The organism is Massilia sp. CF038, from assembly GCF_900129765.1.
Lineage (GTDB): Bacteria > Pseudomonadota > Gammaproteobacteria > Burkholderiales > Burkholderiaceae_D > Telluria_A.
In genome coordinates, this window is sequence record NZ_FQWU01000006.1 from 62,872 (window position 1) to 88,402 (window position 25,531).

General features: G+C 61.2%; 21 protein-coding genes and 2 tRNA genes. 18 read left to right on the top strand and 5 right to left on the bottom strand.

All coding sequences use genetic code 11. The annotated features are described in order from the left end of the window. Positions 1 to 10 precede the first annotated feature (10 nt). From BUC24_RS24460 to BUC24_RS24475, 4 genes are all read left to right on the top strand, one after another. Positions 11 to 214, top strand: a complete 204-nt coding sequence (locus tag BUC24_RS24460) for a SlyX family protein (RefSeq protein WP_178372614.1) — start codon at positions 11 to 13, stop codon at positions 212 to 214. After that, the gene (locus BUC24_RS24465) at positions 214 to 612 is read left to right on the top strand and encodes a ribosomal maturation YjgA family protein (RefSeq protein WP_073223040.1); all 399 of its coding nucleotides are present in this window, start codon (positions 214 to 216) and stop codon (positions 610 to 612) included. Before BUC24_RS24460 ends, BUC24_RS24465 begins: the two co-directional genes overlap by 1 nt. 210 nt (positions 613 to 822) lie before the next feature. Beyond that, positions 823 to 2,949: a M3 family metallopeptidase gene (locus tag BUC24_RS24470; RefSeq protein ID WP_073223042.1), complete on the top strand. Its 2,127-nt coding sequence runs from the start codon at positions 823 to 825 to the stop codon at positions 2,947 to 2,949. Positions 2,950 to 2,961: 12 nt separating this feature from the next. Continuing rightward, complete coding sequence (locus BUC24_RS24475) at positions 2,962 to 5,091, top strand: M3 family metallopeptidase (protein ID WP_073223044.1); 2,130 nt, start codon at positions 2,962 to 2,964, stop codon at positions 5,089 to 5,091. Between the two features lie 179 nt (positions 5,092 to 5,270). Here BUC24_RS24475 and BUC24_RS24480 read toward each other — a convergent pair whose 3' ends face one another. Then, complete coding sequence (locus BUC24_RS24480; protein ID WP_073223046.1) at positions 5,271 to 7,085, bottom strand: DUF885 domain-containing protein; 1,815 nt, start codon at positions 7,083 to 7,085, stop codon at positions 5,271 to 5,273. Between the two features lie 258 nt (positions 7,086 to 7,343). Here BUC24_RS24480 and BUC24_RS24485 point away from each other — a divergent pair, with 258 nt between their 5' ends. From BUC24_RS24485 to BUC24_RS24525, 9 genes are all read left to right on the top strand, one after another. Continuing rightward, complete coding sequence (locus BUC24_RS24485; RefSeq protein ID WP_229448669.1) at positions 7,344 to 7,796, top strand: hypothetical protein; 453 nt, start codon at positions 7,344 to 7,346, stop codon at positions 7,794 to 7,796. Between the two features lie 66 nt (positions 7,797 to 7,862). Further along, positions 7,863 to 8,354: a hypothetical protein gene (locus BUC24_RS24490; RefSeq protein WP_073223050.1), complete on the top strand. Its 492-nt coding sequence runs from the start codon at positions 7,863 to 7,865 to the stop codon at positions 8,352 to 8,354. Continuing rightward, on the top strand, positions 8,351 to 8,713 hold the full coding sequence (locus BUC24_RS24495; RefSeq protein ID WP_073223052.1) for an MmcQ/YjbR family DNA-binding protein: 363 nt from the start codon (positions 8,351 to 8,353) through the stop codon (positions 8,711 to 8,713). Before BUC24_RS24490 ends, BUC24_RS24495 begins: the two co-directional genes overlap by 4 nt. Before the next feature lie 66 nt (positions 8,714 to 8,779). After that, positions 8,780 to 9,568: a hypothetical protein gene (locus tag BUC24_RS24500; protein WP_073223054.1), complete on the top strand. Its 789-nt coding sequence runs from the start codon at positions 8,780 to 8,782 to the stop codon at positions 9,566 to 9,568. 45 nt (positions 9,569 to 9,613) lie between these two features. Then, the gene (locus BUC24_RS24505; protein ID WP_073223056.1) at positions 9,614 to 9,826 is read left to right on the top strand and encodes a VF530 family protein; all 213 of its coding nucleotides are present in this window, start codon (positions 9,614 to 9,616) and stop codon (positions 9,824 to 9,826) included. Positions 9,827 to 9,839: 13 nt separating this feature from the next. After that, entirely contained in the window at positions 9,840 to 10,127 is a 288-nt protein-coding gene (locus BUC24_RS24510; protein ID WP_073223058.1) for a DUF4404 family protein, read from the top strand. Positions 10,128 to 10,340: 213 nt separating this feature from the next. Beyond that, on the top strand, positions 10,341 to 12,548 hold the full coding sequence (locus BUC24_RS24515; protein ID WP_218606541.1) for a YgiQ family radical SAM protein: 2,208 nt from the start codon (positions 10,341 to 10,343) through the stop codon (positions 12,546 to 12,548). A gap of 177 nt (positions 12,549 to 12,725) precedes the next feature. Then, positions 12,726 to 15,533, top strand: coding sequence for an EAL domain-containing protein (locus tag BUC24_RS24520; RefSeq protein WP_229448680.1), 2,808 nt, complete (start codon positions 12,726 to 12,728; stop codon positions 15,531 to 15,533). 116 nt (positions 15,534 to 15,649) lie between these two features. Further along, a complete protein-coding gene (locus tag BUC24_RS24525) occupies positions 15,650 to 16,819 on the top strand; it encodes a GGDEF domain-containing protein (RefSeq protein WP_073223064.1) in 1,170 nt (389 codons plus the stop codon). Between the two features lie 160 nt (positions 16,820 to 16,979). On the opposite strand, the gene BUC24_RS24530 is transcribed toward BUC24_RS24525, so the two are convergent. From BUC24_RS24530 to BUC24_RS24540, 3 genes are all read right to left on the bottom strand, one after another. Then, positions 16,980 to 17,056: transfer RNA gene (locus BUC24_RS24530), tRNA-Asp, on the bottom strand. A 46-nt stretch (positions 17,057 to 17,102) separates the two neighbouring features. After that, positions 17,103 to 17,178 (bottom strand) — tRNA-Val (locus BUC24_RS24535). A gap of 130 nt (positions 17,179 to 17,308) precedes the next feature. Further along, a complete protein-coding gene (locus BUC24_RS24540) occupies positions 17,309 to 19,450 on the bottom strand; it encodes a S9 family peptidase (protein ID WP_229448716.1) in 2,142 nt (713 codons plus the stop codon). Between the two features lie 67 nt (positions 19,451 to 19,517). On the opposite strand from BUC24_RS24540, the gene BUC24_RS24545 reads away from it, so the two are divergent. The 5 genes from BUC24_RS24545 (at position 19,518) to BUC24_RS27400 (ending at position 24,355) form a co-directional block, all read left to right on the top strand. Further along, positions 19,518 to 20,786 (top strand): glycerate kinase type-2 family protein, encoded by a 1,269-nt coding sequence (locus tag BUC24_RS24545; protein ID WP_073223256.1) that lies wholly within the window; start codon positions 19,518 to 19,520, stop codon positions 20,784 to 20,786. A gap of 146 nt (positions 20,787 to 20,932) precedes the next feature. Then, positions 20,933 to 21,256, top strand: a complete 324-nt coding sequence (locus tag BUC24_RS24550) for a hypothetical protein (RefSeq protein ID WP_143167650.1) — start codon at positions 20,933 to 20,935, stop codon at positions 21,254 to 21,256. 387 nt (positions 21,257 to 21,643) lie between these two features. Further along, the gene (locus BUC24_RS24555; protein WP_073223068.1) at positions 21,644 to 23,455 is read left to right on the top strand and encodes a S8 family peptidase; all 1,812 of its coding nucleotides are present in this window, start codon (positions 21,644 to 21,646) and stop codon (positions 23,453 to 23,455) included. A 144-nt stretch (positions 23,456 to 23,599) separates the two neighbouring features. Then, positions 23,600 to 24,040: a VOC family protein gene (locus BUC24_RS24560; RefSeq protein WP_073223070.1), complete on the top strand. Its 441-nt coding sequence runs from the start codon at positions 23,600 to 23,602 to the stop codon at positions 24,038 to 24,040. Between the two features lie 147 nt (positions 24,041 to 24,187). Then, the gene (locus BUC24_RS27400; RefSeq protein ID WP_373887986.1) at positions 24,188 to 24,355 is read left to right on the top strand and encodes a VOC family protein; all 168 of its coding nucleotides are present in this window, start codon (positions 24,188 to 24,190) and stop codon (positions 24,353 to 24,355) included. Between the two features lie 255 nt (positions 24,356 to 24,610). On the opposite strand, the gene BUC24_RS24570 is transcribed toward BUC24_RS27400, so the two are convergent. Further along, on the bottom strand, positions 24,611 to 25,531 hold the full coding sequence (locus BUC24_RS24570; protein WP_073223072.1) for a lipase secretion chaperone: 921 nt from the start codon (positions 25,529 to 25,531) through the stop codon (positions 24,611 to 24,613).

The window sequence follows — 25,531 nt, forward strand, 5'->3', positions numbered from 1 at the left end:
GGAGTTTGCAGTGAGCCAGGAAGAACGCTTCGTCACGATCGAAATCAAGCTCGCGCACCAGGAAGACCTGGTCGATGAGCTCAACAAGCTGGTGTACCAGCAAAGCCGCCGCATCGACCAGCTCGAGGCCATGGTAAGCAAACTGGCCGAGCATGTGCGTAACAACGCGCATTCAGGGCCGGGCACGCTGAACGAGAAGCCGCCGCACTACTGATGCGGCGGCATCGGGGCTGGTTATGCGTTGCGCTGGCGCTGGTCATCGCACTGGGGCTGGCCTCGCGCCGCGTGCCTGGTTTGTTCCCGCAGGTGCTGCAAAATTATCCGGGTGACGCCTTGTGGGCGGTGGCGCTGTTTTTGTGCATTGCGCTTTTGCGGCCTGCGATGCCGTGCGGGATGCTGGCGTCATTGGCGCTGATCGTCGCTTGGGTCGATGAATTTGCGCAGCTGATCCAGGCGCCATGGCTGGTTGCGCTGCGGCGCACAACGGCGGGGCATCTGGTGCTCGGTTCCGGCTTCGATCCGCTGGACCTGGTGGCGTATGCAATCGGCATCGCCCTGGCCGCAACCGTCGATTACCTCCTACATCGCCCTCGCGGAGGCGGGGGCCCATAACACCTCACCGAATCCGCACACGTGGCATAGGCCCCCGCCTGCGCGAGGGCGATGAGGTGAAAACGCCGTCAATACTGGCCCGCTTTGTCGCGCACCGCAAACATGCATACACGCTTGCCAGTGACGCCCCCATGGCATCCTGCTATTATCTTTGGCTACGTGCTGCCTGCTATCCGCTGGCAGTTTTCCCTAGCACTCGCGAAAGATGCCATGAACCGTCCCCAGATGCTTATCGTAGCCGCCAGCCTGGCGCTCATCCAATCCGCCTATGCCGCGCCTGCCGCCGCGCCGTTGCCGGCGTCGAACCCGCTGGCCGCGCCAAGCACGCTGCAGTTCGGGTATCCGGCCTTCGACAAGATCAAAAATGAGCACTTCAAGCCTGCGTACGTGGCCGGCATGCGCGAGCAGCTCGCTGAAATTGCGGCCATCGCCAACAACAAGGAAGCGCCAACCTTCGAGAACACCATCGTCGCGATGGAAAAATCGGGCCAGCTGCTGACCCGCGTATCGACCATTTTCTACAGCCTGCAGGGCGCGAACACGAATGACGCGATGGACGCGATCGATCGTGAAATGTCGCCCAAGCTGGCCGCGCACACCGACGCCATTTACCTGAACGACAAACTGTACCAGCGCGTCAAGACGCTGTTCGACAAGCGCGCTTCGCTCGGTCTGGATTCGGAATCGGCCTTCCTGCTTGAGCGCTACAACAAGGACTTCGTGCTGGCCGGCGCCAACCTGTCCGCCGCCGACAAGAAAAAACTCAAGGCTTACAACGGGAAGATGGCCGTGCTGGGCACCACCTTCAGCCAGAACGTGCTCAAGGAAATCAACGCCGACGCGCTGGTCGTCAACACCCGCGCCGAACTGGCCGGCATGACCGATGCCGCGATCGACGCGGCCGCCGCCGAAGCCAAGAAGCGCAAGCTCGATGGCAAATTCGTGGTCCCGCTGGTCAATACCTCGGGTCAGCCACCGCTGGCAGTACTGACCAACCGCGCCACGCGCGAACGCCTGATGGCAGCTTCGCTCGCACGCGGCAGCCATGGCGGCAAATTCGACAACCGTGGCGTGGTCACCAAGCTGGCCAAGCTGCGCGCCGAAAAGGCCGAGCTGCTGGGCTATCCTGACTTTGCTTCCTACTCGCTGGTCGACCAGACCGCCAAAGACACCGGCGCCGTCAACAAGCTGCTGTCGGAACTGGCCAAGCCAGCCGTGGCCAATGCCCGCAAGGAAGCGGCCGATCTGCAGAAGATCGTCGACGCCGACAAGGGCGGCTTCCAGATCGCTTCGTACGACTGGGCTTACTACACCGACAAGGTGCGCGCGCAGCGTTACAGCTTCGACGAAAACCAGCTCAAGCCGTACTTCGAACTGGACAGCGTTCTGATCAAGGGTGTGTTCTTCGCCGCCGAAAAACTGTACGGCCTGACCTTCAAGGAACGCAAGGATCTGCCGGTTTACAACCCGGACGTGCGCGTGTTCGACGTGTTCGACGCTGACGGCAAGCAGATCTCGATCTTCATCGCCGACATGTACGCGCGCTCGAACAAGCAAGGCGGCGCCTGGATGAACGCCTACGTCTCGCAATCGGGCCTGATGGGTACCCATCCGGTCGTGGCCAATCACCTGAACATTCCAAAGCCGCCTGCCGGCGAGCCAACCCTGCTCACCGTGGACGAAGTCAAGACCGCTTTCCACGAGTTCGGCCACGCGCTGCATGGCTTGCTGTCGGACGTGAAGTATCCGCGCTTCTCGGGCACCAGCGTGCCACGCGACTTTGTAGAGTATCCATCGCAGGTCAATGAAATGTGGATGGTCGCGCCTGAAGTGCTGGCCAACTACGCCAAGCATTACAAGACCGGCGAAGCAATGCCGAAGGAACTGCTGGAAAAGGTCGCCGCGTCGAAGAAATTCAACCAGGGCTTCACCACCACCGAATACCTGGCTGCATCCATCGTCGACCAGCGCTGGCACCAGCTGCCATCGAACAAAATCCCGACCGACGTCCTGGGCTTCGAAGCACAGGCACTGAAGGACGCGGGCGTCGACTTTGCGCCGGTACCGCCGCGCTATCGCACCACCTACTTCTCGCATAGCTGGGGTGGTTACTCGGCCGGCTACTACGCTTACCTGTGGAGCGAAAAGCTGGACGCGGACACGGTTGAATGGTTCAAGGAAAACGGTGGCCTGCAGCGCAAGAACGGCGACCACTTCCGTAAAACGCTGCTCTCGCGCGGCGGTACGCTCGACGCCATGGAACTGTTCCGCAACTTCCGCGGCCGTGATGCCAAGATCGAGCCATTGCTCGAACGCCGTGGCCTGACCGGTAACTGATCGGAGCCGCTGATGAACCGTCCTCACCTGATGATCATCGCGGCCAGCCTGGCCGCCGCGGGCTTCACGTTCGCGGCGCCAGTAGCGGCCGCCATCGATGCCGCCAATCCGTTTGCGCAAGAGAGCAAACTGCCGTTCAATTATCCGCAGTTCGACAAGATCGATAATGCGCACTTCAAACCTGCGTTCGAAGAAGGCATGCGCATCCAGGCCGAAGAAATCGCGGCCATTGCGAATAACCCGAAGCCGGCCACCTTCGAGAACACCATCGTTGCGATGGAGCGTTCCGGGCGTCTGCTCAATCGCGTCAGCAGTGTGTTTGGCAACCTCTCGGGCGCCAACACCAACCCTGCCATCCAGGCGCTGGAAACCGAACTGTCGCCCAAGCAGTCAGCCCACAGCGACAGCATTCGCCTGAACGAAAAACTGTTCGCGCGCATTAAGACCTTGTACGACAAGCGCGCCAAGCTCAAACTCGATGCGGAATCGCGCTTCCTGCTCGAGCGTTATCACACCGACTTCGTGCGCGCCGGTGCACGCCTGTCGGGCGCAGACAAGGAAAAACTGCGCGCCTATAACAGCGAACTGGCTTCGCTCACCACCACATTCGCTCAAAACGTGCTGAAGGAGTCGAATGCCGCTGCACTGGTGGTCGACACCCGCGCCGAACTGGCCGGCATGTCGGATGCGGCAATTGAGGCTGCCGCCAACACAGCCAAGGCGCGCGGTATGGAAGGCAAGTTCCTGATCCCGGTGACCAATACCACCGGCCAGGCGCCTTTGTCGGTGCTGACCAATCGCGCCACGCGTCAGCGTTTGCTGGAAGCGTCGATGTCGCGCGGCAGCCGTGGTGGCGCTTACGACAACACTGGCGTCGTCCTGAAGATCGCCAAGCTGCGCGCCGAACGGGCCGCCTTGCTGGGCTATCCGAACCATGCCGCATACGCACTGGAAGACCAGACCGCGCGCGATGTTGGCACCGTCAACAAGCTGATGTCCGAGTTTGCCAAGCCGGCCGTGGCCAACGCGCGCCGCGAAGCAGCCGAGATCCAGCAAGCGATCGATGCCGACAAGGGCGGATTCGAACTGGCAGCGCACGACTGGGCGTACTACAGCGACAAGGTACGCGCCCAGCGTTTCAACTTCGATGCGGCGCAGCTCAAGCCCTACTTCGAGTTGAACAATGTGCTGACCAATGGCGTGTTTTTCGCAGCCGGCAAGGTGTATGGTCTCACCTTCAAGGAGCGCAAGGACCTGCCGGTGTACGATCCGGACGTGCGCGTGTTCGACGTGATCGACGCCAACGGCAAGCCGCTGGCGATTTTCATTGCCGACTTCTACGCACGCGGCAACAAGCGCGGCGGTGCATGGGCCAATGCCTACGTCTCGCAGGCCCGTCTGACCGGCACCCATCCTGTCATCGGCAATCACCTCAACATTCCCAAGCCGGCAGCGGGCGAACCGACGCTGCTGACCTTTGACGAAGTGCGCACCATGTTCCATGAATTTGGTCACGCACTGCACGGCATGTTCTCGGACGTGAAATACCCGCGTTTTGCCGGCACCCGTGTGCCGCGCGATTTCGTGGAGTTCCCTTCGCAGGTCAACGAGATGTGGGTGGTCTGGCCTGAAGTGCTGAGCAACTACGCCAAGCACTACAAGACTGGCGCATTGATGCCGCAGGAGCTGCTTGACAAGGTGATGGCTTCCAAGAAGTTCAACGAAGGCTACCGCATGACCGAGTCGCTCGCGGCCGGCATTCTGGATCAACGCTGGCATCAGCTGGGCGCCAGCCAGATCCCGACCGATGTGGTGGCATTTGAAGCGCAAGCCCTGAAAGAGGCAGGCGTGGACTTTGCGCCCGTGCCGACGCGCTATCGCACCACCTACTTCTCGCACGTGTTCTCGGGCGGATATTCGGCCGGCTACTACGGTTATCTGTGGAGCGAAAAGCTCGACGCCGATACTGTCGAGTGGTTCAAGGAGAATGGCGGCCTGTCGCGCAAGAACGGCGACTACTTCCGCAAGATGCTGCTCTCGCGCGGCGGTACTATGGATGCGATGGAAATGTATCGCAATTTCCGTGGGCGCGATGCGACCGTGGATGCATTGCTTGAAAAGCGTGGCTTGACCGCGAAGTAAGAAATACCCATCGTCCTCGCGAAGGCGCCGAAGCTGTTCAGCATACACATCGTCCTCGCGAAGGCGGGGACCCATAGCATGCTGAATAACTTCGGTAGCGTGGTATAGGTCCCCGCCTTCGCGAGGACGATGTTTTGGTCTTCTTGCTGAACGACTGCGGTAGCGCGAGGACGATGTTTTTATGCCTTCTTGCGCTTCTCAATCCACTCGTTCACCACGCCTTCAAGCAGGGTCAAAGGCAGTGCGCCGTGGGTCAGCACTTCGTTGTGGAACTGCTTCAGATCGAAACGGTCGCCCAGCACCTGGCGTGCATGCTCTCGCAGCGCCAGAATTTTCAGCATGCCGGTCTTGTAGGCCAGCGCCTGACCCGGGTCGACGAAGTAGCGCTCCACCTCCGCCGTCACGTCGCCTTCGCTCATCCCCGTGTTATCCATCATGTAGGTGATGGCCTGCTCGCGCGTCCAGTGTTTGTAGTGGATGCCGGAATCGACCACCAGCCTGGTGGCCCGCATCATCTCGTCGCGCAGACGTCCCAGGGTATCCAGCGGCGCGCGCCCGTATCCCAGCTCGTAGGCCAGACGCTCCGAATACAAGGCCCAGCCTTCGGCGTAGGCGGTAAACGGAATCACGCGCCGGAAGAACGGCACATTCTGCAGCTCCTGCGCGATGGCGACCTGGAAGTGATGGCCAGGGATGCCTTCATGGTAGGCCAGCGTGCGCATGGCAAATTTTGGCGTCTCGCCAGGCGCGCGCATGTTCGCGTAAAACACGCCGGGACGGGTGCCGTCGAAGGAGCCGCTGTCGTAATACGCACCGGGCGCTGTCGCTTGCGAGAACTCGGGTATGGCGCGCACTTCCACGCCCAGCTTGGGCCGCACATCGAAGGCGCCGGCCAGGCCCTGGTTGATCTCGTCCAGGATCTCCTGGTAACGCGCCAGCATCGCCTTCTTGCCTTCCGGGGTGTTGGGGTACTGCTGCGCCGGGTCTTTTGCCAGCTGCTGCACGCGCGCACCAACGGTGCCGCTCGTCAGACCCTGGTCCTTTAGAATGGCTTCCATCTCGCTGCTCACGCGCGCCACTTCGGCCAGGCCGACTTCGTGCACCTGCTGCGGCGTCATGTCGGTGGTGGTGTGCTTGCGCACGCACCAGGCATAGTAATTGTCGCCATTGGGCAGGCTCCACGCGCCGTTGTTGCGCGTCGCTTTCGGCTGCAGCGCGGTGAAGTAGGCAATCAGCTTCTGGTAGGCCGGCGTGACGCTGGCGCCGATGGCCTGCTCGGCCTGGGCCAGCAGCCTGGCGCGTGTGGCACTGTCGATGGTGGCGACCTTGCCCAGTTTTTCGTCGAAACTGATGTACAAGGCGTTTTCTTTGGCCGGCTTGGCGCTGAAGTCCTGCATTTGCAGCAGCACCTTTTCGACCGCAAAGCGCGGCGGAATGACGCCCTTTGCTTCACGCAGTTTCAGCGATTCGATCAGCTGGTCGAACTTGAGCGGGATCTTGTTCAGGCGCGTGATGTAATTGTTGGCCTCTTCCAGGTTCGTGACCTGGTGGGTCTGGATCAGGAAGTTGGGCGTGGCGCTTTGTACGCCAAACATTTGATTGACCGGGAAATCGTGCCAGCGATACGGTTCGCCATCGACTTGGGACTGCAGGAAGAACGCCAGCGTGTCGTACGACAGCTGGCCTTCGCGGTCCAGCGCCGCGCGGTCGTAGCGCTTGAGTGTCGTCAGTGCGTTTTTCAGGTCGTTGAAGACCTTGTCGTCGTGCGCAGGGGAGACGTCGTCGAGCTTGGTGCTGTGGAAGTCCAGCGCGGGCGGCAGCAGGCGCATGGACGACAGCATTTCAGGACTGTCAAACGCAAACGAGGCGAACACGCGACCATAAAACCAGTCAATGCTGAGCGGTTTGAAGTACCAGGTGTGGGCGCCAATGCCGGCCACCACCAGGATCGCTATTGCCAGCAAACCCAGCGTCCACTTCGCGAAACGTTTCATTTGTTATCCATTGTGCACTTTTTGACAGGAAAAAAGAGTAACACAGGCGCAACTGCGTGAACATGGTGCGGCAACAATTTCTGTATATGCATACGGGCGAAGATAAAAGAGATCCTGGACGGGATGGAGTAGCGTGATTCTCTCTAAATAGTATTAAATTACGCACCCTTGCCGAATAGATTCGCAAAAAAGTCCCGCCTCAATATACTGGCGTCACTTGCTTTGTAGACGCAAGTGACACTGACGAGGAAGACCACTATGCTTACTATTTCACGCGTAATCGCTCTGGCAGCCATGGGCTCGGCATTGAGCGCCTGTTATGTGGTGCCACTGAACCAATATCCGGCTTCAAACAACAATCCCGCTTTCAACAATGCCCAAGGCACCGCCTTTGTACCGATCACTGCCGTGCGCCCGCCGTTCTCGGCGCGCCTGTACCCCAGCAATGAGGCAGCATCGCGCATCGGCAATGTGGCGGGCGTGATCAGCAACCCGGAACGCGGCCACGGTGAATTCAGCTTCAATCTCGCTGGCGAGTCCTTCATTGGTGAAGCGACCCGCGCGCCAAGTTCCACCAGGGGTGTGGCCAACGCCAGCGGCAACCGGGGCGGCTTCGTGAAATGCGATTACGCGATGAGCTCGGCGTCATTGGGCACCGGCACCTGCCTGTTCTCCAATGGGGCCCAGTACAGCATGCACATTTCGCAGTAAGCGAAAGAGCTGGCTGCAAAAACTTGCCTACTGTACAATACTCCGGCTTCCATTCTTCCCCATTCCATGAAAACTTGCCTGATTCTCGCCCTGGTCCTGTCGCTGACCGCTTGTGCCTCGAAAGAACAAAAGCGCGTCACCGACATCGCCGCAACGCCCCTGCGTGACTTTAATCTGACGCCGGCCGACATTCCGCCGGTCCTGACCGAGGCCAAGCTCAAGCCTTACCAGACCCCCGCCGACCAAAGCTGCGAAGGTCTGCGCGCGCAGGTCAGCGTGCTCGACGAAGTGCTGGGGCCGGACGTCGACGTCGAGGCAGTGGAGCTGGCGAAGGCTGCAAAAGCGAAGTCGGCGGTAAGCAATGCGGCTGCGGGTGCGCTGCAAAAAACGGTGGAGGGTGCCATCCCCTTCCGCGGCTGGGTACGCAAGCTGAGCGGCGCCGAACGCCACTCCGCTGAAGCGACCGCCGCGATTTCAGCCGGCACAGCACGCCGCGCCTTCCTCAAGGGCATGGCTGTCGCCAAATCTTGCCAACAGGTTGTTGTCGCCCAGCGATGACAGTGAGCGAGCTGAAGCGCTTGTGCGCCGCCTTTCCAGGCGCGAGCGAGCGCCTCTACGGCCCACCGAGCAACATCCTGGTGTTCTCGGTGGACGACAAGAAGTTCGCCTATTTCAAGACCAGCAAGCCGGAACAATGGCGCTTCAGCCTGCGCGTCAGTCCAGACCGTTTTCTGGAACTGACCGATATCCCCGGCATCAAACCGGCCCGCTACATGGGCCGTTTCCATTGGGTGACGATCGTCGATCCCGCCACTCTGCCACGCGCCTACCTGCTGGAGCTGCTGGCGGCCTCGTATGACAAGGCGCTGCGGTCACTGAGTCAGAAACGCCGTCTTGCCATCGCCGCCGGTCCCTGAAAAAACGATTGAGTTCAGGCGCACTTTGGACCATGATGAAGTAATTCCTGGCGTCAAGGAGTTCGCATGGCTATCCATCGTTTGACCCGGATTGTGCTTGTACTGGTTGCCACGGCGCTGGCCGCCTGCGGGGGCGGGTCGTCGTCCGCGCCGGCGCCTGCACCTTCACCCACGCCCGCCACAGCCGATATCAGTGTTCTCATGTTCGGCAATAGCCATACCGACGCGAATGGTTTGCCGACCATGCTCGCTGCCATGCTGCGCGCGGGCCGGCCTGGCAAAACGGTCGCCGTGGTCAACGCGCCCGGGTATCTGTTTCTCGACGAACGCTTGAACGACGCGGCTTCCATGAACCTGTTCAACAGCCGCAAGTGGAATGCGGTCGTGCTGCAGGCACAGCGCTACAGCAGTTCCGGCAATCTGCAATACTCGAGCGCCGAAGCGGTGGAACTGGTGCGGCGCACGCGGCTGATCCCGGCCTTGCCCGTTATGTTCCCCGAGTGGCCGCGGCGCGGCATCGATGAGACGCAGAGAATTGTCGACCTGCATGTGAGCATCGCCACGCGTCAGCCCGCCTGCGTGGCACCGATTCCGCAAGCTTTCGATCTGGCCGCCGTGCGCTACCCGGCGCTGGTACTGCACGCGGCCGACGGCAATCATGCCGCCCCGGCCGGGTCCTTCCTGGCTGCCGTGGTCCTGTACGCTACCCTGACCGGCAATGCGCCGCTGGCGCTGCCCGCCCTGGACGGGCTGGGCGTGGACAGCGCCACCCAGGCCAGCTTGCGCGCCGTGGCGGATGACCAGGTCAAACTGACCGCGCCCCGTCTATACTGTCCGAATGATGGTCCGCTGTGAGTGCAGCGGACCGAGCGGATTAACTGATCAGGAAGTGGCAGCGCAATGAGTGTTCAGCAATTACACGGGATTACATTAGAATCCTTACTCACCCAACTGGTGGATTACTACGGCTGGGACCAGCTCGGCAAACGGATTGACATCAATTGCTTTACCAGCGATCCGAGCATCAAGTCCAGCCTGAAATTCCTGCGCAAGACCCCGTGGGCGCGCACCAAGGTGGAAGAGCTGTACCTGGAGACCCGCTTCCCCAACTAATATCGAGGACGACATGTTGAATGACGACACAGCAAACCTGAAGTCCCATCTGAAAGACTTGCGTGCCAACCTGGCCCAGACCGGCAATGTCGATGACGAATTGCAATCACTGCTGCAGCAGCTCGATGGCGACATCCGCAGCCTGCTGGAACGCCGCAATGCCGAAGCGCAAGCCGAATCGGACCCTTACGGTTTGTCCGAGCGCACCCAGGAATTGACGGCCCGCTTTGCCGTGGAGCACCCGCGCCTGGAGCCGGCCCTGCGCGAGCTGGGCCGCATGCTGGCCAATATGGGTATCTGAAGCAGGCTGGCCGCTGCCTGTTTTTGTGGCACAAACGTCACAAGTTATTGATAGTTAAGACGTTTTTATGCCGCAGCGGGGCCGTAAAATGGGTCGCAGCGAATCCCTGCGACACGTTTTCCGGTACAATACCGCCCAATGAACTCCCCAACCAACCTGTTTGCGACCGTCCCAAAACGGTCTAGCCGCGCTGCTGCTGCGCCTTTCCTTCCCATGTCCCGCGCCGAAATGGACGCCCTGGGCTGGGACCAGTGCGACGTCATTCTCGTCACGGGCGATGCCTACATCGACCATCCGAGCTTCGGCATGGCGCTGGTGGGCCGTCTGCTGGAAGCGCAAGGTTACCGGGTTGGCATCATCAGCCAGCCGGACTGGCACAGCGCCGACGCCTTCCGCGTGCTGGGCAAGCCGCGCCTGTACTGGGGTGTTACCGCTGGCAATATGGATTCGATGGTCAACCGCTACACGGCTGACCGCAAAATCCGCTCCGACGACGCCTACACCCCCAATGGCGAGCCGAACAAGCGGCCCGACCGCACCGTTACCGTGTACGCCCAGCGCGCGCGCGAAGCCTTCCCGGACGTGCCGGTCATCATCGGCTCGATCGAAGCTTCGCTGCGCCGTATCGCCCACTACGACTATTGGTCGGACAAAGTGCGGCGTTCGGTGCTGCCCGATTCCAAGGCTGACATGCTGCTGTTCGGTAACGCCGAACGCGCACTGGTCGACCTGACCCACCGCCTCAATGCAGGCGAGGACATCAAGGACATTCGCAATCTGCGCGGCACCGCCTTCATGGTGCCGTCCGGCTGGTTGCCCGGGGACGACTGGGGCGTGCATAACTCGAGCCGGGTCGACGTGCCAGGCAAGATCGATGCGCACCCGAACCCCTACGCCATGGCCCAGGAAGACAAAACCGCCTGCGCCACCGACAACGCGGTCGCCGCGCCGGAAGTCATCAAGCCAATCCGCATCATGTCGCGCGAAGAACGCCTGGCCATGGCCAAGGAAAAGCACGACAAGACCGTGGTGCGCCTGCCGTCCTACGATGTGGTCAAGGATGACCCGGTGATGTACGCGCACACCTCGCGCGTGTTCCACCTGGAATCGAATCCCGGCAATGCGCGCGCCATGGTGCAAGCGCATGGCGAGCGCGACGTCTGGCTCAATCCGCCGCCGCTGCCGCTGGCCATGGACGAGATGGATGGCGTGTACGACATGAACTATGCGCGCGCGCCGCACCCGAGCTATGGCAAGGCCAAGATCCCGGCCTGGGACATGATCCGTTTCTCGGTCAACATCATGCGCGGCTGCTTTGGCGGCTGCACCTTCTGCTCGATCACCGAGCACGAGGGCCGCATCATTCAAAGCCGCTCGGAACCGTCGATCCTGCGCGAGATCGAACATATCCGCGACAAGACCAAGGGCTTTACCGGCACCATTTCCGACATGGGCGGTCCAACCGCCAACATGTATCGCCTGGCTTGCAAAGACAAAAAAATCGAGGAATCGTGCCGCCGCCTGTCGTGCGTATACCCGACCATCTGCGTCAACCTGGGTACCGACCACAGCAAGCTGATTTCCCTGTACCGCAAGGCGCGCGCCATTCCCGGCATCAAAAAAGTGCTGATCAGCTCGGGCCTGCGCTACGACCTGGCCGTGCGCTCGCCGGAATACGTGAAAGAACTGGTCACCCACCACGTGGGCGGCCTGCTGAAAATCGCCCCTGAGCATACCGAAGAAGGCACGCTCAACAAGATGATGAAGCCGGGCATTGGCGCCTATGACGAATTCAAGGAAATGTTTGACCGTTTCTCGCTCGAAGCGGGCAAGAAGCAGTATCTGATTCCTTACTTCATCGCCGCGCACCCCGGCACGACCGATGAAGACATGCTCAATCTGGCTCTGTGGCTGAAGAAAAACAACTTCAAGCTGGACCAGGTGCAAACCTTCATGCCGACCCCGATGGCCATGGCGACGACCATGTATCACTCGCGCAAGAACCCGCTGCACAAGGTGACGGCGGATTCCGAAGTGGTCGAGACCGCACGCAGCGGCAAGGTGCGCCGTTCGCACAAGGCTTTCCTGCGCTACCAGGACCCGGCCAACTGGCCGATTCTGCGCGAGACCCTGGTCAAGATGGGCCGTGGCGACCTGATCGGTAACGGTGACCGCCACCTGGTGCCAAGCTGGCAAGCGTCCGAAGACGGCGGCCTGGCCGCAGGCGAGCGCAAGCGCCAGACCTCGGGCGCCGGCACGCTCGACAAGTTTGCTGCCGCACCGAAACGCAAGACCGAACGGGCGATTGCTCCCACGCCATTCATCGCGCCGGAATCCAAGGTACGTCCGTCAATCCTGGCCACCATCAAGACCAAGCCGAAGGCGGCGCCTGCCGCCAAAGCCCGCCCCGGCCGCAAGTAATTGCCCCACAACCAGGGTCAGACCACTTTTCCTTTTTGTAACTAGTGGTCTGGCCCCGGGATGGCAGGCCGTTGCAGAGGCGCACACTGCTGGCAAATTCCGCCTTTTTCAATCGAACATCAGTACAATCGGGTCATACGTTGCCATAGTGCACTCCCATGAGGTGTGAGCGATTTGATGACTCCGATGCACCCGTTCAGGCCCTGCCCGGCTTGGCTGGCGGCTGCGGCCAAGGCTGCGCTGCTGGCGCTTGCGCTGTGCGTGAGCCCGTTTGCGCACGCGCTCGATAAAGTCACCCTTCAGCTCAAACACACCCACCAGTTCCAGTTCGCCGGCTATTACGCAGCGCTGGAAAAAGGCTACTACCGCGATGCCGGCCTGGATGTGCGCATCAATGAAGGCAAGGATGGGGGCGAACCGGAACGGCGCGTCATCGACGGCAGCGCCGACTACGGTGTTGGCAGCAGCAGCGTGCTGCTGGCGCGCCTGGCCGGCAAGCCGCTGGTGGTGCTGGGGGTGATCTTTCAGCACTCGCCGTATGTGCTGATCACGCGCCAGCGCGACGACTCGCCCGACATCACCGACATCCGCGGCAAGCACGTGATGATCGGCTCCCTCACCGATGAACTGACGCAGGCCGATGAACTGGTCGCCTATCTCAAGCGCGAAGGGATCCCGCTCAGCAGCCTGGTACGGGTCGAGCAATCCTACAACGTCGAGGATCTGGTCAAGGGCAAGGTCGATGCCATGTCGGCCTACATCACCAACGAGCCCGATTATCTGGACCGCATGGGCTTTGCCTACGATGTGTTCAGCCCGCGCGCGGCCGGCATCGATTTTTACGGCGACAACCTGTTCACCAGCGAGAACGAAGTCAAGGCCCATCCCGAACGCGTGAAGGCCTTCCGCGCCGCCAGCATGAAGGGCTGGGCCTATGCCATGGCGCACCAGGAGGAAATCGCGGATCTGATCTTGTCGCGCTACAGCCGCCGCAACGACCGTCAGCATCTGCTGTTTGAAGCGCGCCAGATGGTGCCGCTGGTGCAGCCGGTGCTGGTGGAAATCGGCTACATGAATCCGGACCGCTGGCGCCACATCGCCGACATTTACGCCGATCTGGGCATGCTGCCCCGGAACGCGTCGTTCGAGGGCATGCTGTACAACACCGATCCACTAGCCGGCAGCCTGACCTGGTTGTACCGGGTGCTGATCTTTGCCACGGTGCTGCTGTTTGCCGGCGCCGCGGTGCACGTGTCGCTGCTGGCACGCGAGCGCCGCCGCGCCGAGGAAACCATCCGCAAGGGCGAACTGCGTTTTCGCACCATGTTCGAAGAAGCGCCCATGGGCATTGCCCTGATCGACTCGTCGACCGGCGAATTCAAGGACATCAATTCGCGTTACGCCGAAATTACCGGCCGCACCTTCGAGCAAATCAAGAGCGCGCACTGGACCGACATCACCCACCCGGACGACGTGGCCCAGGAAGTAAGCCAGATGGCGGAGCTGGCCTCGGGCGGCGCCACCGGGTTCAAGACGGCCAAGCGCCTGATCCGGCCCGATGGCGCGGTGGTGTGGGTGGATATGTCGATCGCCAAGATCGAAACCGAAGCCAAGGCCCAGCCTCTGCACCTGTGCATGATCGAAGACGTGACCGAGAAGAAGAAGTCGGAAGCGATGATCTGGCAGCAGGCCAATTTTGATACCCTGACCCAGTTGCCGAACCGGCGCATGTTCCATGACCGTCTGGACCACGACATCATGAAGTCGCGCCGCGATGGCCAGCGCATCGCCATTCTGTTCATCGACCTCGATCACTTCAAGGAAGTCAACGACACGCTGGGCCACCACCAGGGCGACATTCTGCTGGTCGACGCGGCGCGCCGCATCCGCTCCTGCGTGCGCGAGTCCGACACCGTGGCCCGTCTTGGTGGCGATGAATTCACGGTGATCCTGTCGGAACTGCAGGATGTGTCGCCGGTGGACGGCATCGCGCAAAAGATTTTGCGGGTGCTGCAGGCGCCCTACCAGCTGGGCCAGGAGCAGGCGTTTGTGTCGGCCAGTATCGGCATCACCCTGTACCCCGACGACGCGCGCGACATTGACGACTTGCTCAAGCATGCCGACCAGGCCATGTACGCGGCCAAGGGCGCGGGGCGCAACCGCTTCAGCTACTTCACGCCCGCGCTGCAGGTGGCCGCGCTCAACCGCATGCGCCTGACCAACGACTTGCGCAGTGCGCTCAAGGGCGATCAGTTCCGCGTCTACTTCCAGCCCATCGTGCATCTGAAGACCGGCAAGATCCACAAGGCGGAAGCATTGATCCGCTGGCAGCATCCGCAGCGTGGCCTGGTCAGTCCACTGGAATTCATTCCGCTGGCCGAATCGAGCGGCCTGATTCTCGATATCGGCGAGTGGGTGTTCAAGGAATCGGCGCGCTGGGTGCGGCGCTGGCGCGATGAGCACGACGCGCGCTTCCAGGTCAGCGTGAACCAGTCGCCGCTGGAATTCCAGCGCGAGGGCAAAGGGTATGACCGCTGGTTTGAACACATGGCGCAGATCGGCCTTGATGGCAAGTCACTGGTGGTCGAAATCACCGAGGGCTTGCTGCTCGACGCCAGCACCGGTGTGACCGACAAGCTGCTGTCGCTGCGCGACGCCGGGATCCAGGTTGCGCTGGACGATTTCGGCACCGGCTATTCGTCCCTGTCCTACCTGAAAAAATTTGACATCGATTATCTGAAGATTGACCGTTCCTTCACCCGCAACCTGGCGCCCGATTCGTCCGACATGGCGCTGTCGGAAGCGATCATCGTGATGGCCCACAAACTGGACTTGCACGTGATTGCCGAAGGGGTGGAAACGCCGGCCCAGCGCGACCTGCTGATTGAGGCGGGCTGCGACTACGGCCAGGGCTACCTGTTTGCCAAACCCATGCCGGGCCACGAGTTTGACGCCATGCTGCGTGCACAAAAAGAAACAGTCTGATCAGCATTTCGCTGCGTGTTTGGAATCCCGTGTAAAATAGTGCAAAAAAGAAATATAAATTGCACATTCGGCAGCCCAGCCCAGGGCAACGAGTGCGGAGACACCGGGAATCTGCAGTGATCGACACGAACACCTTCATGCTGGTGCTGGCCATTGGCAACATCTGCTTTGCCATGTTAATGGCTGGCTACACACGCTCCAGTCCCGTCAACCGCGCCATGGAGCTGTGGCAATGGGCCAAGCTGGTCCAGGGCTGCGCCCATTTCATCGGCTGGCTGCATCCTGACTGGCTGCTGCCGTATGTGGCGCTGGTGGCCAACAGCGCGCTGATCATCGGTGTCGAGCTGGAGGCGGCTGCTTACTGCAGCTTCTTCAATTTCCGGCGCTGGAAAGCGGTGCTGTTCCCGTCGCTGGCGCTGGCGCTGCTGATCTATGCGGCGGCGCGGCTGGGCGGTGCATCGCCGCTGGCGCTGGCCGTGGTGCTGTCGCTTATTTTTGGGCTGCTCAGCGGCGTGATGTCGCTGCTGCTGCTGTGGCCACGGCCGGGCGTCACGGTCCTGCAGCGCATCATCGGCGTTAACAATTTCGTGTTCTTTGTTGCCATGGTGCTGCGCGCCTGGTCCGGTACCGTCAGCGATGACCTGCATGCCTTCGTCAGCGGCCCGGCGCAAAGCTTCACATTCATCACGGGCTACATCATCCTGATCGTCAATGGCTTCGGCTTTCTGCTGCTGTGCAAAGAGAAGGATGACAACAAGCTGGCGCAGCTCGCCACCATCGACAGCCTGACCGGCCTGGTGAACCGGCGTGCCTTCTTCGAGCAGATTGAAGGCGCGCGCATGCTGGCCGCGCGCCAGCGTCACCCGATCGCCTTGCTGATGATGGACCTGGATTATTTCAAGCGCATCAACGACCGCTTTGGCCATGCGGCCGGTGACGAGGCGCTGCGCGTGTTTTCCGCCGCTGCCCTGACCGCGCTGCGCGAGCCGGACATCATGGCGCGCCTGGGCGGCGAAGAGTTTGCGGTTGCGCTGCCCGGCACCGATCTGGCGGGCGCGATGCAGGCTGCCGAACGCGTGCGCCTTGCCGTGGCGGCGGCCGCACTGCCGCAGTGCGGCGTTGGTTACAGCATGTCAGTGAGCGTTGGCGTGGTCGCCATCGACCCGCAAGAGCATATCAACGCGGCGCTGGCGCGCGCTGACCATGCCTTGTATGCGGCCAAGAGCGCCGGCCGCAACCGGGTGGAAGTGGGGCAGCCGATGCGGCACGGTGCCGTGCGGGCCTGATCAGCAGCAGGACGTGGACCGGGTTTGTCAGGCTGGCGGCAAGGCGTGCGCGCCGTGTGTGCCCAGGCGCCGACGACACAGATGTCATCGTTGTCCCAGCTGATGAAGATCGTAGGCACAATAGAAAAAGGGCCCGACGAATCGGGCCCTTCTTTGTAGCTGGCGGAGCGGACGGGACTCGAACCCGCGACCCCCGACGTGACAGGCCGGTATTCTAACCAACTGAACTACCGCTCCGTATTACTTGATCGGTATTGCAGATCATGATGCCAGGTCTCTGATTTGGTGGGCGCTGAGAGGCTCGAACTCCCGACCTAAGCCTTGTAAGGGCTCCGCTCTACCAACTGAGCTAAGCGCCCGCACACTACTTCAGAGACTGCATCCGACGTTTGTCACCACGTCTGAAGAGGCCGAATCATATACTATTTTTTTTAAAGTGCGCAAGGGCTTTTCCAAAAAAACCTGAAAAAGCCCTGAAAAACCCTTTTTTTACTCCGTGATGCCCCACTGCGACAGCATCCACGCCATCACAAACGCCCGTTCCTTGATCGCAGAGAAACGACCCGAGGCGCCGCCGTGGCCTGCATCCATATTGGTTTTGAGCAGGAGCACGTTATTGTCGGTTTTATAAGCGCGCAGCTTGGCCACGTACTTGGCCGGTTCCCAGTACATCACCTGGCTGTCGTTCAGGCCGGTGGTCACCAGCATGGCCGGATACGCCTTGCGCTCGATATTGTCGTACGGCGAATAGCTGCGCATGTAGTCGTAAGCCGCCTTCTGGTTCGGGTCGCCCCACTCCAGGTATTCGCCCGTGGTCAGCGGCAGGCTGGCATCCATCATGGTGTTCATGACGTCCACAAACGGCACGGCCGCATGCACGGCGTGAAACAGGTCGGGCCGCATATTGACCACGGCGCCCATCAGCAAGCCGCCCGCGCTGCCGCCCTGGATAATCAGGCGCTGCGGGCTGGTCCACTTTTCACGCACCAGAAATTCGGCGCTGTCGATAAAATCGGTGAAGGTGTTTTTCTTCTTCATCAGCATGCCGTCGTCATGCCAGCTCTCGCCCAGATCGGTGCCGCCGCGGATGTGCGCCTGCACGTAGATCACGCCGCGCTCAAGCAGGCTGATGTTATTGACCGAGAACGTGGCCTCGGTCGAAATGCCGTACGAGCCGTAGGAATACAGCAGCAGCGGTGCGCTGCCGTCGAACTTGACGCCTTTTTTATACACGGCCCACAGCGGCACCTTGACGCCGTCGCGCGCGGTGGCCCACAGGCGCCGGCTCTCGTAGCGCGAGGCATCGAAGCCGCCGACCACTTCCTGCCGTTTCAGGACGATCTGTTTGCCGCTGCCCATCTCGACGTCGAGCGTGGTCGGCGGCGTCAGTGGCGACTGATAGGACATGCGGTACAGCGTCGACGTAAATTCAGGCGTGCCGGCGCCGCGTGCCAGGTACACCGGGTCGCTGAACTTGACCGTCTTCCACGATTTTTTCTTGAAGTCGTAAATGCGCATGCGGGCCAGTGCATCAGTCTTTTCGCTGGCCACCAGGAAGTCCTTGAATACTTCAACGTTATTGACCAGCACCTTGGGGTCGTGGCGCACCAGCTCCTTCCAGTTTTTTTCGGCTGGTGCGGCCAGCGTGGTCTTCACGATGCGGAAGTTCTTCGCGTTTTTGTTGGTGCGAATGAACAGCTCACCATTGCGCGGTTCAACGCTGTAGCGATGGCCTTTTTCGCGTCCCAGCACGGAGCGGAACTGGCCTTGCGGCTGGTCGGCCGCCAGCAGGCGCACTTCGCTGGTATCGGTCGCGCCGATCTCGAGGGCGATGAATTTCTTGTCGCGCGTGCTGGCCACTTCCAGGTTGAATTGTTCGACCGGTTCGTAGTACACCTCGGCCGGCGCACTGCCCAGGGTCAGGCGGAACAGACGGTCGGAACGTTTGGTGGTCGCGTCTTCCTGCACCAGGAAGATGGTCTTGTTGTCGGCAGCCCAGGTTGCGCTGGTCACGCGCGGTACCGTGTCGCCCAGCAGCTTGCCGCTCTTCAGATCGACGACGTGCAGTTCGTACTGGCGAAAGCCGGTGGTGTCGGTGGTGTACAGCAGCAGGCCGTTGTCCGGGCTGACCGCCATGGCGCCGACCGCGAAGAACTTCTGCCCCTCCGCCAGCTTGTTCTGGTCCAGCAGGATCTGCTCGGGTGCGTTCGCATCGTATTGCAGCTTCGCGTCGGCGTGGCGGCGCGCGTTGATCGGGTACTGCTTGCCTGCCTCGAAGCGGTTGTAGTAATAGTAGTCGCCCAGACGGGTTGGCACCGACAGGTCCACTTCCTGGATGCGGCCCTTGATCTCGGCATACAGCTTGTCGGCCAGGGGCTCGATTGGCGCCGTCACGGCTTTGGTGTAGGCGTTTTCGGCATTCAGATGGGCGATCACTTCCGGCTGCTCTTTCTTCTGCATCCAGCGGTAGTCGTCGGTAACGATCTCGCCGTGGCGGGTTTCCTGCCACGGCGTTTTGGCGGCCACCGGCGGGCTCACGGAACTGGCTGCGGAAGGCTCGGCCATGCTGCCAGGCGTGGCCAGCGCGATGGCGAGCGAGCTTAGAATCAAGGGGATTTTTTGAAAGGACACGGTCGCTCCAGGATGGGTTTTGTGCCAATATTCTAGGGTGGCAGGGCTGAAAAAGGGAAAAAACATGATGCATACGACGGCAGCGCGGGCACTCCTGCAGGATCTTTTTCGCAGCGCCGTTGCCGCGGTCGATCCGTTGCACGCCATCGTTCCACATCTGCCACCGCCGCCGCGCGGGCGCACCATCGTCATCGGCGCCGGCAAGGCGGCGGCGCGCATGGCCCAGGGGCTGGAGCAGCACTGGCCGCATCCGGTGAGCGGCCTGGTTGTCACCCGCTACGGTCATGGCGCGCCGACCCGTCACATCGAGGTGATGGAGGCGGGCCACCCGGTGCCGGACGACGCCAGCGCCCTGGCTGCCGAACGGATGCTGGCGCTGGTGCGCGGCCTGGGTCCCGACGATCTGGTGATTGCATTGATGTCCGGCGGTGGCTCGGCGTTGCTGTCGCTGCCGGCGCCGGGTATCGCGTTTGAAGACAAGCGCGCCATTCACCGCCAGCTGCTGGCCTGCGGCGCCCCGATCGGCGCCATGAATTGCGTGCGCCGCCATCTTTCCGCCATCAAGGGAGGACGGCTGGCGCTGGCCTGCGCACCTGCGCCGGTGCTGACGCTGGTGGTATCCGACGTGCCGGGTGACGATCCGGCGGTGGTCGCGTCTGGACCGACAGTGGCCGACAACAGCAGTGCGGCCGATGCGCTGGCGATACTGCAGCGTTATCAGATTGCCGTTCCCGACCACGTGCGCGCCGTGTTGAGCGATCCTGCGCTGGCGGCGCCGCGCGCGCACGATCCGCGCCTGCTCCACAACCGCGCTGTGGTCGTCGCCAGCGCGCAGCAAGCGCTGGAGGCGGCAGCAGCAGCTGCGGCGCGGGCCGCCGGCATCACGCCACTCATCCTGAGCAACAGCATGGAAGGTGAAGCGCGCGAAGTGGCGCAGGTCCACGCCGGCATTGCGCGCCAAGTCCGCGGCCACGACCAGCCCATTGGCGCACCCTGCGTCATCCTGTCCGGTGGCGAAACCAGCGTGACGGTGCGCGGCGGCGGGCGAGGCGGGCGCAATGCTGAATTTCTGCTTGCCCTGGGGCTGGCGCTTGACGGTATGCCGGGCGTGCATGCCATCGCCTGCGATACCGACGGCATCGATGGCAGCGAAGACAATGCGGGTGCACTGCTGGCGCCCGACAGCCTGGTCCGTGCGCTTGCGGCAGGCATCGCCCCGCGCGCCTTGCTGGACAATAACGACGCCTACCGCTTCTTTTCTGCGCTCAATGATCTGGTGGTCACCGGACCGACCCGCACCAACGTCAACGATTTCCGCGCCATCCTGATAACGTAGGACGGGCACAATCGCACTCCCGATTGCCATGTGCAGCGCGATCGGGCAATGCGGTTTGCATAAGCTGTAGCACTATTGGCGGTACCTGTCCCCTACTCTAGAATCGGGCATGACCGATGCACGCCATGTTGCGGATTGGCCTTCCAATGTCCTCTAATAAAACGAATGTATTAATCGGGATAATGCTCGGCGGCGGGCTGCCGTTTATGCTCGCGCTCAGCCTCGCCGCAGGCATGCTAACGGCAAAAACCGCACCAGGAACGGGCGGCGCGGATGTGCTGGGCCTTCTGGTTCTGTGCAGCGGCACCTATTTATTTGCCTGTCTGTTGATCATCCCGGCGCTGCTGTCGATCCCCTATCTCATTTCCAGAGATCGTCTGCGCCTGTCGACAAGATTGACTGCTGCGATCTTCCTGGCGCTGACTTTGCTGGCGCTGCCTCTCATTTATTTATTCGTTTCGCCCGGCTGAGCGCTGCCGTTCCGTCCTTGGATGCACTCCGAAAAGCGCATCGCTGAGACAATCAGCGTCATTCATGCTGCATAAATGACAATATAATTTTAACAAACCCAATGAATTTGTCCAAAATAAAACACATTTTTGCAGCAATTTGATTTGGTTGAAACAAAATGTCACCAAATTTCATTCAATTCTTACGAATTGTAACAACTGAGTTGTTGTTAAACCACCGAAATGGCCAGGTTTACCGTTTTTCCGATTCCTTTTTGAATTAGTCTTCAAAGCTCGCTTAAAAAAGCGAGTTCCTAGCCGCAACAAGGGCAGGGAATAAATGGCAGGGCGCGCTCATCCGCACGTACCTGCCGTCATAAAATGTTTATCGGAAAATTGAGGAACGACATGAAGCAATTGCATTCGACCTACCCGTCCTTGCTGAAACTGTGCGCAGCCGCAGTGATCGGCGCCATCCCACTGGTGACCATGGCGGGAACTCCCGAGTACGCAGCATTTGGGCAAACGGAAAACGCGATCATCAGCACTGATCGCATGATTGTGAAGTACAAGGACTCCACCGCTGCCGGCAAGAGCAGCGCCAAAGTCCAGGCAATGAGCAGCAACCGCATGTCGATCCTGGCCCGTTCGGGTCAGCAGTTCGGCCTGCAGATGAAAACCATGCACACCACTGCAACCGGCGCCAACGTGGTCAATCTGGGCAAACGCATGTCGGTGGCTGATGTTGCAGCACTGGCGCGTGACCTGAAAGAGCGTGATTCGAACGTGGAATACGCTGAACCAGACCGCATGATGAAAAAGCTGTTCGTGCCAAACGACAGCCGCTACACCGAACAATGGCAGTACTTTGAAGCCACCGGCGGCCTGCGCCTGCCACAAGCCTGGGACGTCAGCACCGGTACTGGTGTGAACGTTGCCGTGATCGACACCGGCTACCGTCCACACGCCGACCTGTCGGGCCAGTTCATCGGCGGCTACGACTTCATCACCGACACCGCCATCTCGGCTGACGGCAACGGCCGTGACGCCGACGCCAGCGATCCGGGCGATTCCACCACCGCTGGCCAGTGCGGCGCGGGCGAGCCATCGTCGTCGTCGAGCTGGCACGGTACCCACGTGGCAGGCACCATCGCGGCCAAAACCAACAACGGCACCGGTGTGGCTGGCGTGGCATTCAACTCGAAGATCGTGCCAGTGCGCGTGCTGGGCAAATGCGGCGGCTACACCTCCGACATCGCCGACGCCATCATCTGGGCATCGGGCGGCAGCGTCAACGGCGTACCAGCCAACCCGAATCCGGCACGTGTGATCAACATGTCGCTCGGCGGCGGCGGCGCATGCGATACCACCACCCAGAACGCGATCAACAGCGCACGTTCGCGTGGCACCGTGGTCGTGGTCGCAGCAGGTAACGAGAACACCGATGCCAGCAGCTCCAACCCAGCCAACTGCGCCGGCGTGATCACCGTGGCAGCAACCAACCGCTCGGGCGGCCGTGCTTACTACTCCAACTACGGCAACGTGGTTGACGTTGCAGCACCAGGCGGCGACGTACGTAACGCTGGCGGCGGCATTCTATCGACGCTCAACGCCGGCAGCACCACCCCAGGCGCTGACAGCTATGCGTTCTACCAGGGTACCTCGATGGCAACGCCGCACGTTGCTGGCGTGGTTGCACTGATGCTGTCGAAAACCCCAAGCCTGACCCCTGACCAGGTTGAGAGCAAGCTGAAAACCACCGCACGCGCCTTCCCGGCAAGCTGCAGCGGTTGCGGCGCTGGTCTGGTTGACGCCAACGCAGCACTGGGCGGCAGCGTGGTTGTGCCGCCGAGCGGCAGCAACGAAGCCGAAGCCAACAACTCGACCTCGACCGCCAACGCAGTTACGGTCAGCGGCACCACGATGAACGGTAACATGGGCAGCAGCGCCGATACCGACTACTTCGTGGTTCAACTGCCACCTGGCAAAACGCTGACCGCAACCCTGACCGCAGGTCTGGCCACGGCTGACTACGATCTGTTCGTCTACAACAGCAATGGCACCCAGATCGGCAAGAGCGAAAACTCGGCAGGCAAGGCTGACACGGTTGCAGTGACCAACACCGGCACCTCGACCTTCGCACGCTATGTGCGCGTGGTCTACTACAGCGGTGGTACGGGCGCGACCAACGGCAAGTACACGCTGAAACTGACCTGGTAATTTCTGTCGCTGACAGATTGATCTGAAATGAAAGCGGGTGGCGCGAGCCACCCGTTTTTTTTGTCCTTCCGGAAGTGACGGACCAGGTTCAAATATATTTTTTTAAAAGCGCGTCGATCTTGTGTATTACCATCCGTCGTAGGAATGAAGCACCAGTTGCTTAATCCCCCCGACTATGGAGACGCTGTGAAAAATCAAATTATCCTCAACCTCCCAGTGAAAGACCTGGACAAATCCAAGGCCTTCTTCGCCGCGCTTGGCTTTACGTTCAACGACAAATTCAGCGGTGAGAATGCAGCATTCATGCACATCGTGGGCGACAGCATCCAGGCCATGCTGACCACCGAGCCGTTCTTCGAGTCCCTGATCGGCAAGCCTGTCGCGCAGGCGAAGGAAGCCAATGAAATTGTCATCTGTCTGAGCTGCGACAGCCGGGAAGAAGTCGATACGCTCATCGCCAAGGCGGTCGCCGCCGGCGGCCGCACGCCGCACCCGCCCGAAGACCATGGATTCATGTATGACCAGGGTTTCGAAGATATTGATGGCCACCTGTGGAACCTCGTTTGGTCGGCGCCAGAAGCCTGATCCTCTCAAACAGCCCGCAGAGCGAAGGCAGTCTACTGACTACCATCCACATCGCCCTCGCGATGGCGGGGGCCCATAGCACATAGACGTCGTGGCGGCTCAAAAGTGCTATGGGTCCCCGCCATCGCGAGGGCGATGTGCTGATGTCTGAGCTGCGACAGTCGGGAAGAAGTCGATACGCTCATCGCCAAGGCGGTCGCCGCCGGCGGCCGCACCCCGCACCCGCCCGAAGACCATGGATTCATGTATGACCAGGGTTTCGAAGATATTGATGGCCACCTGTGGAACCTCGTTTGGTCGGCGCCAGAAGCCTGAGCCTCCGAAACAGCCCGCAGAGCGAAGGCAGTCTACTGACTACCATCCACATCGCCCTCGCGAAGGCGGGGGCCCATAGCACATAGACGTCGTTGCGGCTCAAAAGTGCTATGGGTCCCCGCCTCCGCGAGGACGATGTGCTGATACTGTCAGTTGCCGGATATTTCCGGTGCGTCCCGCACGTCGTCATCGTTTTCGTCGACGGCGACAATCCCGGCCATGGCTGGGGGCGCGGATGTGCCCACCAGTTTGCCCTTACTCGTACGCCGGTAAGCGCCGCTGCTCATCCGCGCTGAAGTACTTGTCACGCAGCTGCTGCACTGCCGCCAGCGCGTCCGGCGCCAACTGACGCCGCTCTGCCAGATACACCTGGATCCGACTCTTCCATGCCGCTTCCTCGCGATCAAGTTCGGCCAGCCGGCTTGCGCCTTCAGGGGTGAACGCGGCCGCCCGCAGCCGATACACCTCGTCGTCGCTTGCACCCTGCGCGCGCAGCTTTTGCACCGCTTCTTCGGTTCGGATCACGCGCGTGGGCGCTTCCCGTTCCTCGCGCATGGCGGGCGACAGTTTGGCATCGAGCGCGGCCAGCTTTTCCGCCCGCTGCGCCACACTCAACTTGGCATCTGTGCTGATCTCCATCCGCGCCAGTGCGTCATTGTCGTAAGCGTCGCTGAACCCGAACAGACCTGCAATCTCTTTCTCGGTAAAGAATTGCAGGCGCAGTTTCTGCATTGCCTGCAAGCGCGCGCGCGCGGCTGCGGCCATGTCGCCTGGCTTGAGGCCCGCTTCCAGATTGACCAGCGCCGCCTTGTAATCGAGGTAGCTGGCCAGCAGCCGTTTGGCTTGCGCTGCCGGCCCGGGTTTCAAGCGCTTGTCGAGTTCACGTTCAATCTCCGCGCGAATCGCACGCAGATCTTTTTCGCCCATACCGGCCAGGTAGTAGTCGAACAGATGCCCGAGTTCGGCATCGATCACCAGCTCGCCGTCCGGATTGGTGCGCACATCGCCATCGGGCCGCGTGCCCTCCATCGAGCGTACGAAGGCAAACGGATCGGATGCGGGTGCCGCGGCGGGCGCCACCGGCACGGGCGGCGCCGACGGCGCGAAGGCCGCGTACAGCAGGGCGGCCACAACCGCGCCGGCCCCCACTTTTGTCATGGTTGTCAGCGCAGTCAT

What these genes read in the sequence shown, in the direction of transcription:
- BUC24_RS24465 (WP_073223040.1), top strand. Translation starts at nt 214, where the DNA reads ATGCGGCGGCATCGGGGCTGGTTATGCGTTGCGCTGGCGCTGGTCATC.
- BUC24_RS24515 (WP_218606541.1), top strand. Translation starts at nt 10,341, where the DNA reads ATGTCCCGCGCCGAAATGGACGCCCTGGGCTGGGACCAGTGCGACGTC.
- BUC24_RS24545 (WP_073223256.1), top strand. Translation starts at nt 19,518, where the DNA reads ATGCATACGACGGCAGCGCGGGCACTCCTGCAGGATCTTTTTCGCAGC.
- BUC24_RS24470 (WP_073223042.1), top strand. Translation starts at nt 823, where the DNA reads ATGAACCGTCCCCAGATGCTTATCGTAGCCGCCAGCCTGGCGCTCATC.
- BUC24_RS24570 (WP_073223072.1), bottom strand. Translation starts at nt 25,531, where the DNA reads ATGACTGCGCTGACAACCATGACAAAAGTGGGGGCCGGCGCGGTTGTG.
- BUC24_RS24505 (WP_073223056.1), top strand. Translation starts at nt 9,614, where the DNA reads ATGAGTGTTCAGCAATTACACGGGATTACATTAGAATCCTTACTCACC.
- BUC24_RS24500 (WP_073223054.1), top strand. Translation starts at nt 8,780, where the DNA reads ATGGCTATCCATCGTTTGACCCGGATTGTGCTTGTACTGGTTGCCACG.
- BUC24_RS24510 (WP_073223058.1), top strand. Translation starts at nt 9,840, where the DNA reads ATGTTGAATGACGACACAGCAAACCTGAAGTCCCATCTGAAAGACTTG.
- BUC24_RS24520 (WP_229448680.1), top strand. Translation starts at nt 12,726, where the DNA reads ATGACTCCGATGCACCCGTTCAGGCCCTGCCCGGCTTGGCTGGCGGCT.
- BUC24_RS24475 (WP_073223044.1), top strand. Translation starts at nt 2,962, where the DNA reads ATGAACCGTCCTCACCTGATGATCATCGCGGCCAGCCTGGCCGCCGCG.
- BUC24_RS24490 (WP_073223050.1), top strand. Translation starts at nt 7,863, where the DNA reads ATGAAAACTTGCCTGATTCTCGCCCTGGTCCTGTCGCTGACCGCTTGT.
- BUC24_RS24550 (WP_143167650.1), top strand. Translation starts at nt 20,933, where the DNA reads ATGTCCTCTAATAAAACGAATGTATTAATCGGGATAATGCTCGGCGGC.
- BUC24_RS24495 (WP_073223052.1), top strand. Translation starts at nt 8,351, where the DNA reads ATGACAGTGAGCGAGCTGAAGCGCTTGTGCGCCGCCTTTCCAGGCGCG.
- BUC24_RS24560 (WP_073223070.1), top strand. Translation starts at nt 23,600, where the DNA reads ATGAAGCACCAGTTGCTTAATCCCCCCGACTATGGAGACGCTGTGAAA.
- BUC24_RS24485 (WP_229448669.1), top strand. Translation starts at nt 7,344, where the DNA reads ATGCTTACTATTTCACGCGTAATCGCTCTGGCAGCCATGGGCTCGGCA.
- BUC24_RS24555 (WP_073223068.1), top strand. Translation starts at nt 21,644, where the DNA reads ATGAAGCAATTGCATTCGACCTACCCGTCCTTGCTGAAACTGTGCGCA.
- BUC24_RS24480 (WP_073223046.1), bottom strand. Translation starts at nt 7,085, where the DNA reads ATGAAACGTTTCGCGAAGTGGACGCTGGGTTTGCTGGCAATAGCGATC.